At 33.2% G+C, this 12,345-nt stretch carries 6 protein-coding genes and 1 pseudogene; 6 read left to right on the plus strand and 1 reads right to left on the minus strand.

Going from position 1 to position 12,345, the window contains the following annotated elements:
* Window positions 1–7: 7 nt before the first annotated feature.
* From CJF42_RS15305 to CJF42_RS15315, 3 genes are all read left to right on the plus strand, one after another.
* The gene (locus CJF42_RS15305) at window positions 8–6,499 is read left to right on the plus strand and encodes a tandem-95 repeat protein (RefSeq protein ID WP_170940626.1); all 6,492 of its coding nucleotides are present in this window, start codon (window positions 8–10) and stop codon (window positions 6,497–6,499) included.
* A 52-nt stretch (window positions 6,500–6,551) separates the two neighbouring features.
* Window positions 6,552–8,771 carry a CHASE2 domain-containing protein gene (locus tag CJF42_RS15310; protein ID WP_095367526.1) on the plus strand — a complete coding sequence of 740 codons (2,220 nt, stop codon included), beginning with the start codon at window positions 6,552–6,554 and terminating at the stop codon, window positions 8,769–8,771.
* Between the two features lie 362 nt (window positions 8,772–9,133).
* The gene (locus CJF42_RS15315; RefSeq protein ID WP_095367527.1) at window positions 9,134–10,030 is read left to right on the plus strand and encodes a DMT family transporter; all 897 of its coding nucleotides are present in this window, start codon (window positions 9,134–9,136) and stop codon (window positions 10,028–10,030) included.
* Window positions 10,031–10,071: 41 nt separating this feature from the next.
* Here CJF42_RS15315 and CJF42_RS15320 read toward each other — a convergent pair whose 3' ends face one another.
* The gene (locus tag CJF42_RS15320; RefSeq protein WP_095367528.1) at window positions 10,072–10,467 is read right to left on the minus strand and encodes an MAPEG family protein; all 396 of its coding nucleotides are present in this window, start codon (window positions 10,465–10,467) and stop codon (window positions 10,072–10,074) included.
* Between the two features lie 116 nt (window positions 10,468–10,583).
* Between CJF42_RS15320 and CJF42_RS15325 the strand changes: the two genes are divergently transcribed.
* From CJF42_RS15325 to CJF42_RS28650, 3 genes and pseudogenes are all read left to right on the plus strand, one after another.
* The gene (locus tag CJF42_RS15325) at window positions 10,584–11,210 is read left to right on the plus strand and encodes an SGNH/GDSL hydrolase family protein (RefSeq protein ID WP_095367529.1); all 627 of its coding nucleotides are present in this window, start codon (window positions 10,584–10,586) and stop codon (window positions 11,208–11,210) included.
* Between the two features lie 245 nt (window positions 11,211–11,455).
* Entirely contained in the window at window positions 11,456–12,037 is a 582-nt protein-coding gene (locus tag CJF42_RS15330; RefSeq protein ID WP_212668830.1) for a hypothetical protein, read from the plus strand.
* A gap of 7 nt (window positions 12,038–12,044) precedes the next feature.
* Window positions 12,045–12,325, plus strand: a pseudogene (locus CJF42_RS28650) (single-stranded-DNA-specific exonuclease RecJ); the annotation flags it as partial.
* Window positions 12,326–12,345: the final 20 nt, after the last annotated feature.

The raw sequence follows: 12,345 nt of genomic DNA on the forward strand, positions 1-12,345 counted from the left end.
AGGAATTATGAGGAGTCCATTAACAAAATTGCTTTCAATATTTTTTTGTAGCTTAGCTTTGAGCAGTTGCGGTGAGTCAAATGATGAGAAAGTAGTCAACTCATATATAGACATTATTCAACCGGAAGAGCCAAATGAAGTAATCTCAAGTAATCAAATTGTTCAGTTTAATTATATACAGAGTTCTAATAAACAAGTTTATAAATCACCTAAAGTTCAAACAAATACATTTTCGAACTCCAGTGGTTCATTTCGATTACCACTCAGTAATCAACAGTTAAATAGCAATCTCACAGCTTCAATAGATGTATCTGATCCCGATGGGATAAATTCGGTATATATTGGTTTCCCAAATAGCCCGGAAGCTTATATTTTATGCGAATCTCAGTGTGGAACACAATTTCATAAAACCATCACAGGCATTAACCCTCTTGATTTTGAGCAAATTTCAGGGGAGTTAAGGTTAGAATTATGGATTGATGACAGTCAAAATAACCGTGTTTTAGTTAATAACGTAAACTTCATTTGGCAAGCAACTTTTATTTCTGGATTCAACGCAATTAGATCTAGTCGAAATATAGATTTTAGTTGGCAAGGGCTTAGTGGTTACTTGAGATATAACATTTACATATCTTCTATTGCAGGAGTAAACCATGAAAACTATCAAACTTTAGCTGGTGGACAAGCATTTTTAGCACTTAAAAAACCAGAGTTAGCTTTTGAGGTTCAAAATGATAGTAAAGTTTTTTTTAGCATTGTTACAGGGGTTGATGGCTCAGGAGAAAGTGCTTTTAGTGAAGAGATGAAAGTGTCAGCTCTCAATGGTGCCGTTGATTTAGCACCAATAGCAGAAAATGATTTTTTTTCTGTTAATGAAGATACAGAATTAGTTGGAAATTTGGTTGGAAATGATACGGATTTAGAAGATGGAGCTGTCATTATTAACCCAACACCTATTGTATTTCCAAATAATGGGGTTTTAACAATTAATCAAGACGGTAGTTTTCTATATGAACCTACTATCGACTTTAATGGTAGAGATATTTTTACCTATGAGGTATCTGATGAGTTAGGGCAAACAAATACCGCACTAGCAGTGATATCAATATTAGCTACGAATGATGAACCGGAATCGTCATATAATAATTTTAACTTGGAAGGAGTAATAAAGAAGCAATTTAAAGCGAATATAAAGAGTCAATCAAATGCCATTTTAGATATACCTGCACCTGGATTACTTATTAATGATCTGGATATTGATAGTGAAAATTTAATATTGATGACTACACCACAAGTTTCCCCTAGTAAGGGGGTTTTAGCATTAAATGAAGACGGTAGTTTTACTTACACTGCTAATGAAGGAGTACAAGGCTCTGATAGTTTTACTTATCAAGTAACTGATGGCCAAGGGGGCATTGCACAGTCAAATGTCATAATTACAATAAATGGGGGGAGTTTCCCACCAGTAGCTGCTAATGACAAATATGTTACAGAGCAAGATCAAACATTAATTGTAAATAACAGTAGCCCTCACTTATTTTCCATTATTTCCAATGATTTTGATAATGATTTAAATGACACTTTAGCTATCAGTGAAAATCTTATTAGAGGTCCATTTCATGGCACTTTAAATTTAAGCTCTGATGGTACTTTTAGTTACTTTCCTCGTTCAGGATATTACGGCGTTGATAGCTTTATTTATGAAATTACAGACTTGCAAGGCAACACAGCTCAGGCTGGTGTTATTATTACCGTAAATAGAAAAAATACAGCACCTATAACCACGAAAGATAGTTATTTTATTGATGAAGACTTAGTTTTGTTTGTAGATGCTAATCAAGGTGTATTAGCAAATGATATTGATATTGATTTAGATGTATTAAAAATCAACACAAGCTCATTGTTATCACCTGCTCAGGGTCACTTAATTATGGCTACTGATGGTAGTTTTGAATATACACCTAATGCAAATTATTTTGGTACAGATACGTTTCAATACCAGGTTGTTGATGAGTTAGGTCTAATTTCAATTGAAACCGTTACAATTGAGGTGAAGAGTATCAATGATTTACCTATTGCTAATGATGATAGGGCACAGACTTTCAGTAATACCCCTGTGAATATAAATGTATTAGCAAATGATAGTGATGTTGACAATGATACTTTAACCGTTATAGGTGCAGACGTAATTAAGGGAGGTGTAGAGATCACTCAGGAGAATACTTTAGTTTATAATCCTGAAACAGATTTTGAAGGTGAAATTGAAATAGTTTATACCGTTTCAGATAATTCGGGAGGAGAAGCACAAGGAAAAGTGCTTGTTTCTATAAATAATAGTAATAATGCGCCAATTGCTTTCGATGATATATTCGCCTTAACCGAAGATTCATTAATGGTTATAAGTGTGCCTGGGTTGTTAAATAATGATACAGATGCAGATGGTGATATATTATCTGTAAATACGACTGCTTTCACAAATGTATCGAATGGTATTGTTACCTTGTCAACAGATGGGAGTTTTAGTTATCAACCTAATGAAAATTTCTTTGGTTCAGATAGCTTTGAGTATGAAGTAATTGATGGTGAAGGGGGAACTGATATTGGTAAAGCAACTTTAACGATATCAAGTGTTAATGATAACCCTATTGCGACTGATGATACTACGAGTACAGTAGAAGAAACTACGATTAATATTAATGTTTTGACTAATGATAGTGATGTTGAAAATGATCCTCTATTTGTTTTATCTGCTATTTCTTCGGCTGGTATTGTTAATATAAATAGTGATAACACACTCACGTATACACCTAATATTAATTTTATAGGCAAGGATGTTATTGATTATACTATTAGTGATGGTAATGGTGGGGAAGATTCAGCAAAAGTTTTTATTACAGTAATAAATTTGAATGATGATCCGGTAGCAAACCCCGATACAGCAGCTACGAGTGAAGATGAGTCCCTATTTATAGATGTATTAAATAATGATACTGATAGTGATGGTGATACATTAACTATTATAGCGGCAACAGCAAGTAACAGTTCAGTATTAGCAGTTGTAGGATCAAGCCTTTCATATACACCAAATCTAAATTTCAATGGTTCAGATTCAATAAACTACAGTATTAGCGATGGCAATGGTGGTACCGCATCTTCTACAGTAAATGTAACAGTCTTTGCTGTAAATGATGATCCGATTGCAACCCCTGATATTCAAACAGTTAATGAAGACAGTACAGTGAGCATCTCTGTTTTAATCAATGATAGCGATGTTGATGGAGACAATTTAAGTATTACAACTGCAACAGCTAGTAGTGGTGCAGTATCAATAGTTGATGGAGCAAACCTTTCATATACACCAAATCTAAACTTCAATGGTTCAGATTCAATAAATTACAGTATTAGTGATGGCAATGGTGGTACAGCTTCTTCAACAGTGAATGTAACAGTCTTAGCTGTAAATGATGATCCAATTGCAATAGCAGATAACCAAAGTACCAATGAAGATACGTCTGTTAATATTAATATACTGAGCAATGATAGTGATATAGATGGCGATACACTCTCGGTGACAATTGCCACAGCAACACATGGCAGCGTGACGATAGAGACAGATAAAACCCTTAATTATACACCCAGTAGTAACTTTAATGGTTCAGATACCATAAATTACAGTATCAGTGATGGTAATGGCGGGAGCACTTCTTCTACTGTTAGCTTAATTATAGTCGCTGTCAATGACGCTCCGATTATAAATGATATAACGACAAATATTACTGAGAATTCAGCAAACGCAACTTCTGTTACTACAATTACAGCTGTAGATGTGGATATTGGTGATTCACATACATACAGTATAACGATTAATAGTGATGGTATATTTGGCATAAAAAGTAGTACAGGCGAGATTACGATTGCTGATAACAGTAATTTAAACTATGAATTAAGTGCGTCCCATACGATTAAAATTCAAGTGACCGATAGTGGCTCATTAAGCGATACAGCAGATGTTTCTATCAGCGTGAAGAATGTTGCAGAAAATGTAACGCCAACAATCGATAGTTCATTTGGTAATTCAGGCACTGCAGCTTCAAATTCATTTACTAAAATGCGTTATGACCAACCTAATGATATGATTTTAGACTCATTTGGAAGAATTGTCGTTATTGGTAAAAATGATTTTAGTGGAAATACTACAGATATTTTTATAACTAGATTTAATACCGATGGCACATTAGATCGTAATTTTGGTTATCAAGGGGTGGTGAATAAAGATTTAGGTTTTGTAGAAGAAGCAGTTGCTGTTGATATTGATTCATTAGGAAATATAGTTGTAACAGGAATCCAAGATAACAGTACAACAAAAGAAGTATTTGTGATCCGCTATACCTCTGTGGGCGTTCTTGATACGAATTTTAATTCGATTGGTTATCGAATCACAAGTTATGGTTATGATACTACTGCTGCAGATGTGAAAGTTGATGCAAGCGATAATATATTAGTTGCATCTAACATTGGTTCGGGAGGTGGTGGCTTTAGAGTTATTAAATTTGCCAATGATGGTAATTCATATACAAATGCCGATGCTATATTTACAACAGGACCTGATATACCGACTTCTTTGCTATTACAAAGCGATGGTAAGGCTGTGATCACAGGTTATGCAAATAATAGCTCAACAAAGAATGATTTTGCAGTAGCAAGATTTGATGTTTCCACGACACCTACGTTAGATTCAAGTTATGGTTCAAATGGCACATCAACATTTGATTTTGGTAGTTCAACAGATGATTTTTCCTATGATTCATATATTAATTCAAGTAACGAAGTGATTATGGTGGGATCATCAAAACCATTGCAAGCTACAGATTTTGCCGCATTAAAAGTGAGCTCAACAGGAACCTTAGATATTACAAGTTTTGCAAGTGCAACAAATGGATTATTAATAGTTGATATTGATGGTGACGCAGGTTCAGGTGAAAATACGTCAATTGGCAGGGGGGTTGTTGAAGATCAGTTCGGAAGTATATTTTTTGGAATTGATAAAGGTACTTCAAATATTGAGAGTATTTTGTATAAAACAGATAGTAGCGGCACAATAGATTCAACTTATGCTAGTTCAGGTCAAGTAATATTTGATGATGAATTTAGGGATAACCCTATAGCGAGTATCGCTATCGATACCAGTGACAAATTAGTCTTATTAACAGAAGCAATTTCTGCAAGGAATAATGCTCCCGATTTATTATTAGCAAGATTTACAGCTTTAGGTGCATTAGACACATCATTTAATAGCTGTGGTTTTAATGTATTTGATCCTACTTTTAGTAATGATTCTTTAAATCAGGTGATTGAATTAACGGTCGCACCTCATGTTGGGAAATTTGTAGCTGTAGGTAGTTCTGAAATAAATCAGCATCTTATTGTTTCAAGATATAATAGTGATGGTTTTTTAGATGAAAGCTTTGGTAGTAATGGTTATTACATCAAAAAAGATGCTGAAAACTCATTTATGGGTAAAGATATCATTGAATTGAGTGATGGACGACTTGTTGTTGTAGGTGGTACTGGAAGGTCAGGCTTTATTACTATGCTAAGTGTGGCTGGTGTTCTTGATACTACTTTTAATAGTACAGGTGAACTTACAATATCAAGTGGTGGGCAGTTAACATTAAACGCAATAGATTTAGAGAGTAATAAAATAGTTGTAGGCGGCACTTATAATCCGTCTTCAGGAACGAAGGATATGTATTTAACCAAAATGGATTTTACAGGTATTTTAGATAATACCTTTGGTACAAATGGTGTTGCTATTTTTGATTTAACGACAAACTTGGCTGAAGAAGAAACGATTGAAGATATCGCAGTATTGTCTGATGGTTCCATTATTACTATTGGTGTTAAGCACTATGTTGAGGCAAATCCTGAGGGGTTAGTTGCAAAAGTGACATCGAGTGGTGTTTTAGATAAAAATGGTTTTGCAGTAAGTAATGGTTACCTCACTGTTGATTTGGATCCTACTGCTAGTTTCAACCAAGATATGCTAAAAACAGTTAAAGTAAAATCAAATGGCAAAATAGTAGCGTCAGGTGCTTCATCAGACAGTCAAACAGAGGTGGTTGTTATACAACTCAATAGTAATGGTAGTTTCGATACCAGTTTTGATTCCGATGGTATCGTATCTTATAACTATGGTTCTGGTAATGCGGCAAGCTTAGCGCTTGCATTAGATGCCTCAGAAAATATTTTGATAACTGGATATAATAGTAATGGTACCGATGAAGATATTTTTATCGCAAAAATATTAGATACAGGAGTTAAAGATATTTTATTTAACGGTTCTACGGGCGGCATATTATTCGACTATGGTTCAAATGAAAGGGCATCAGCTATATTAGTTCGTCCTGATGGCACACTTATTATTGCAGGGGGGGATAATCTTAACCTATTTCCAACAAACTTTTTTTATCTTCAAAAAATAAACTTGGTGGAACCATAAAGTTGTATTTTAGTTGTTTTTTTTAAAATAAAATTAATAATGGGTCTTTTTAATGCTATTAATAAGTCTTTTTAAAAAGCACAATAAAGCGATGATCAGCGGCTTAATTATTACTTTTTTAGTTATGTTAACGCAATATTTTGGTGCTGAAAATTCTGTAATATTACAACGAATAAATGGTTTAATTTATGATTTAAGACTTAACATAACAATAGAATCAAGAAATATAGAGACTAATATAATTATATTAGATATTGACGAAAAGAGTTTAGAAAAAGAGGGGCGATTTCCTTGGAGTCGCGTTAAAATAGCTAAAATCATTGAGAAATTAGCTGATGCAGGAACAGCTGTTGTGGCATTTGATATCATGTTTTCTGAACCTGAAAGAAACTATGTAAACTCCGTTATTAAGCTATTAGATAAAAAACCAGATCATAAAACTTTGATCAATCAATTATCTCCGCTAATTCAAAGTGCTGATGCAGACGCAATCATGGCGCAAAGCTTAACGTTAACAGATGTGGTTTTAGGCATGGCATTTCATACAGACCCACAAGTACAAGTTGGAGAAATGCAATCAAGTGTGATTACTTTTGATACTCAAGATCTTAATCAATTACATAGTCATGAGTTTTTTGGTCATACAAATAACATTACGATTTTACAGAATAATTCACCAGGGATTGGTTTTATAAACTCAACCCCAGATTTGGATAACTTCATTCGAACAACATCACTTATAGCGCAATATAAAGATCGATTTTACCCATCATTAGCTCTGGAAGCTGCAAAGTTATATACCTTATCGGATGATATTAAAGTTATCACAGCAGATTTAACAACTTCTCGTAGTATTGTTGGTCTTAAGCTTGGCAGGGAGATTATTCCAACTGATGAATATGGTCGCGTTTTAATACCTTTTAAAGGCCCAGCTAAAAGCTATCCTTATATTTCAGCGACAGATTTATTACATGATCAAGTTGATAGCTCATTATTTGATAGTGCGATTGTATTTGTCGGTACATCTGCAATAGGGCATTCAGATTTGAGGGCTACACCTGTTGGCGTGCAATATCCTGGAGTTGAAATTCATGCAAATGTAATTGATGGCATTTTACATCCTGAAATTTTACCGAGTGTACCTGACTGGTGGGAAGCAACAATTTTATTGATGTTGTTATTAATTGGTTGTGCGTTATCATTTTATTTTCCTTTTTTAGGACCTAGAAGTATTGCTTTTACTGGTTTCTTTATCTTGTTGGGATTAATTTCTTTAGATTTTTATTTATGGTCTGTGCAGAAAGTTAGTTTGCCAATGGCGACGTGTTTATTAATTTCTTTTTCATTAACAATATTAAACATAGGTATTGGCTATTTCACTGAATCAGGAAGAAGAAAACAAATAAAAGGTATCTTTGATCAATATGTACCTCCTGCTCATATAGATAAAATGTTAGAAGATCCCAATGCGATTAACTTATCTGGGCAACGAAAAGAGATGACAGTGTTGTTTTCAGATATTCGTAGTTTCACAACAATATCAGAAAACCTCACTGCTAATGAACTTGTAAATTTACTTAATCGATATTTTTCACCCATTACTCAATCTATTTTTGAACATCGCGGTACTATAGATAAATATGTTGGAGACATGGTAATGGCTTTTTGGAATGCGCCGGTAAGTGATAAGCACCATGTGAGTAATGCTATTTGCTGTGCATTTAAAATGTTAGAGATTACTAATGAATTAAGTGATATTTTTGAAAAGGAAGGTTTACCTCAGATAAAAGTTGGAGTGGGAATTAATACTGGTGAAATGAATGTTGGAGATATGGGGTCCACTTATCGTAAAGCTTACACTGTATTGGGAGATGCTGTTAACTTAGGATCTAGATTAGAAGGACTCACAAAATTTTATGGTGTCGATATATTAGTTGGTGAAACCTGTATTGAACACTGTCCTGATATGAAATTTAGGCTTATAGATAAAGTCAGAGTAAAAGGTAAACACAAAGCGGTGAGTATTTTTGAACCTATACCTGAAAATATGACTGAAGACTTAGCCGTAAATCATGAGTTAAAGCAGTATCAAGAAGCTTATAATCTATATCTAGATCAAAACTGGGAGAAAGCAAAAAGTCACTTTTTAGTTTTAACAGAAGTAAATAAAAATCGAAAAATTTATACGATATATTTAGAACGAATAGCATCTTTAAAAGACACATTATTATCAAATGATTGGGATGGTTCTTTCACCCACACTAGTAAGTAAATTTTAGTATGTTTAGCAATTATAAATTAATTTTGTTACTTTGATTGTGATATTTAACAATATTTTTAGTTGACTCAATTGGTGAGTTAGGCGCACAATAGATGCTTATATTTTTTAGAATCATTTAAGTTTACACCAAACACAATGAAGCTCAATCGACTTACCTCAAATGTAAATCAAAATTGTCATAATTGGCTATTAATACGCAATTATAAATGGCATAGCTGCCCTGTGGTGTAAATAAAAAAATCTAGATTTTACCTTTTAAAACCGCAGAGATAATCTTGCGGTTTTTGTCTTTTTATACCATTCAAATACTGCAATTTTTGTTTCTACATGTATTTTATATATAGGAAAATACAATGAACGTACCTATCGCTTATTTAGTTGTTGTTTTAATTTGGTCCACGACTCCTTTAGGAATTGTTTGGAGTAGTGAAACAGTAAATCCTACTTTAGCTGTGTTAGCACGTATGGTGATCGCAGTTATTTTAGGTTGGCTCATTATTAAGCTTTCAAAAATTGATTTTCCAATAAATAAAATTGCTTTAAAGTTATATTGTTATTCGGGGTTAGGTATTTTTGGTGGTATGACATTTTGCTATATGGCAGCAGCATATGTTTCATCAGGAATGATGTCACTTATATTTGGTTTGGCGCCTGTTTTAGCTGGGCTCTTGGCGCAAAAAATTCTTAATGAACCTAAATTTGGTTTCATTCGTCAAATGGCGATACTGACCTCATTTATAGGGTTAGGTTTTGTATGTTCTGATAGCATATCTTTAAATGGAGAAAGTACGCTTGGTATTATTTACATTCTAATTGCGGTATTTTTCTTTAGCTTAAGCTCTGTATTAGTTAAAAGTGTTGATATCGAAATACATGCAATTTCAACTACAGTGGGTGCATTATTAATATCACTGCCTTTATTTACTTTAGTTTGGCTGCTAATGGATGGTACTTTACCTATAGATACTTGGGGTGAACGTTCTATTTGGGCAATTATATATTTAGGTGTTTTTGGCTCATTAATCGGTTTTATTGCTTACTATTTTATTTTGCAAAAACTAAACTCGAGTACCGTCGCATTAATTACTATGATGACTCCCGTTATTGCCTTAAGTTTAGGCGTATATTTCAATGGTGAAACTATCAGTATAAATCTTATGATAGGAGCTCTGTTTGTGATTATCGGATTAATGCTTTATAACTGGGGTGAGAAGCTCTTAATCAAAAGAACTAAAAGGGTTTTAGTGTGATGATTGCTTTAAATTAACTAGCAATCATCCTATTCAACTTTTTATTGAATTTTTGATAGACTGAGACAGATCATTGCTAGTGGACACAATATCGCAATCAACCACATAACAGAGCGTAACTTACTAAAGTTTATGTAATACATAATGCAATAAGCTATTCTAGCTACAATATACGTTACAGCTAATACTTGTATTGTGATTGAGATGTTATTTGTAGCTAAAATAACAGCAAGCGCTACAGAAAAAACGATTAAGGATTCAAATGAATTTTGGTGTGCTGCAAGGGCTCTTGCCCCAAAACCAGTCAGTTTAGATTGCTGTGTTCTAGGATAATTGTTGTCATATTTACTTTCTTTATGCATTGCTATTGCAAGCGGTACTTTTGCTAAATAAGGTAAAAGCACTGCGACAAGTGCACAAATAATGATTACTACCATTTTCTAACTCTTTATTATTTATTGATTTCTTTTATAAAAGAATTATTGCTGTTTGAGAGGGCAATGTAAAATGATATCGTATACTTTTTGATTTAAAATATAACAAGTAAATATATATGAAAAATATCTTATGTTTTGGAGACTCAAATACTTGGGGGTATACACCAATTACAAAGCAGCGTTATCCATTTGACGTAAGGTGGACTGGTGTATTGCAAGCAAATCTAAGTAGTAATTTTCGGATAATCGAAGAAGGTCTAAATGGACGAACCTGTATTCATGATGATCCAAATCGAAATGACCGAAATGGTATTAAATTTCTACCATCCTTAATCGAAAGCCACTCACCTTTAGACTTAGTTGTTATTATGCTTGGTACCAATGATTTAAAAGCTAGTTTAAAGCAATCTGCTTTATCAATATCTTTAGGTGTTAAGGAAGTTTGTGAAGCAATTTTAAATAGTGAATACTTCTGTCATAAATCATCAAAACTATTATTAATATCTCCAAGTTATGTTGAGCAGGTTCCTGAAGAAGATAAAAAGGAGTTTGAACATGCTGAATATATGTCTCGTGATCTTTTTCAGTATTACTCAAAGGTAGCCGAAGAGTTAGGAATACATTTTTTTGATGCCGCAAAAGTAGTTAACACGAGCTCTCTTGATGGAATTCATTGGGATGCAGAACAACACATTCACTTTGGTGAGTGTTTATCAAAAGAAGTTAAAAAAATACTTTCTTAACCTGTTTTATTAATCACAGAAATATTAAAGTATATAGTTGATTTTTAGTTGATTTTCACTATCTTTTATTAAGTTAAACTTAATATAAAAGGATTTTTAATATGGTAAAAATTAACTATTTGTATATTTGTATTATTTTACAATTATTTCTAGTCGCAAATGTTAACGGACAAGTTAAAAATACCCCATGAGGTTTTTTAGATTTTAATGTTTATCCCAAGCTCACTGATGTAGGCACAGATAGCGTGTTTACTTTAAATACAGCCGTAAAATTACCGAATAGATTTTCTTACTTTAGCCTGCTTAATTTATATAGTAGTGATAATTCATTAAAAGAAACAGCAAATTATTACACAGAGCAAAATATACGCTGGAAAATAGCTGATGATTCACCTTTAGATCTAACATTACAAATGAATTTTAGGACTGGAGATGATAATGATAGACATAGGTTAGGTGTTCGTTGGCGGTTGAATAATACGTCATATTTACAAGATATTTTTAAAGTAATAAATTTAAATTACTCTTTAAACTTCCATGCTGTTCAGTTTGATAATAAAGATGCCAGTGTTTGGCAAATTGAGCATGTATTTTTGATGAAATTTCCTTATATCAGCGAGCGGATTTATTTATCAGGCTTTGCCGATCACACTTTTAATCAAGACTTGTCGAAAAAAATACCAAACTCACCCATTGTAGGTGAAGTACAAATGGGTTTTAGGCTTTACGACAATTTGTTCTTTATAAGTGAATATAGGCTAAATCAATATAGGAGAAGTGACGTTAATAATTTCGCAATTGGTTTTCAGTACAAAATGATATGGTAATTTTTATCAAACACCGCCTAATATTGCCAATTTATTAGATTTAGTTGCATTAGGTACAGTTGCTGATGTAGTGCCTTTAGATGCTAATAATCGCACTTTAGTACACCAAGATTATCTGCTTCTGATTTTGGTTTTTCACTTGCGTCTAGACTCAATAAATCAGGGCGTTTAGATGATATATGCATAGGTATAGCTTGTCTATTAAGTCTTAATATTAATAAAGCTAGAAGGCTAGCTGGTGAGCTTGACGCATTAAATTTTGAGCGCCGAGAGATAGAGCAAAGCATGTAATACCAATCAGATTAAAT

The sequence above is a fragment of the Pseudoalteromonas sp. NBT06-2 genome (assembly GCF_002276045.1).
GTDB lineage: Bacteria > Pseudomonadota > Gammaproteobacteria > Enterobacterales > Alteromonadaceae > Pseudoalteromonas.

Bases quoted from the DNA above. Each gene is read 5' to 3' on its own strand.
- CJF42_RS15305 (WP_170940626.1), top strand. From the start codon at position 8: ATGAGGAGTCCATTAACAAAATTGCTTTCAATATTTTTTTGTAGCTTA.
- CJF42_RS15310 (WP_095367526.1), top strand. From the start codon at position 6,552: ATGCTATTAATAAGTCTTTTTAAAAAGCACAATAAAGCGATGATCAGC.
- CJF42_RS15315 (WP_095367527.1), top strand. From the start codon at position 9,134: ATGAACGTACCTATCGCTTATTTAGTTGTTGTTTTAATTTGGTCCACG.
- CJF42_RS15320 (WP_095367528.1), bottom strand. From the start codon at position 10,467: ATGGTAGTAATCATTATTTGTGCACTTGTCGCAGTGCTTTTACCTTAT.
- CJF42_RS15325 (WP_095367529.1), top strand. From the start codon at position 10,584: ATGAAAAATATCTTATGTTTTGGAGACTCAAATACTTGGGGGTATACA.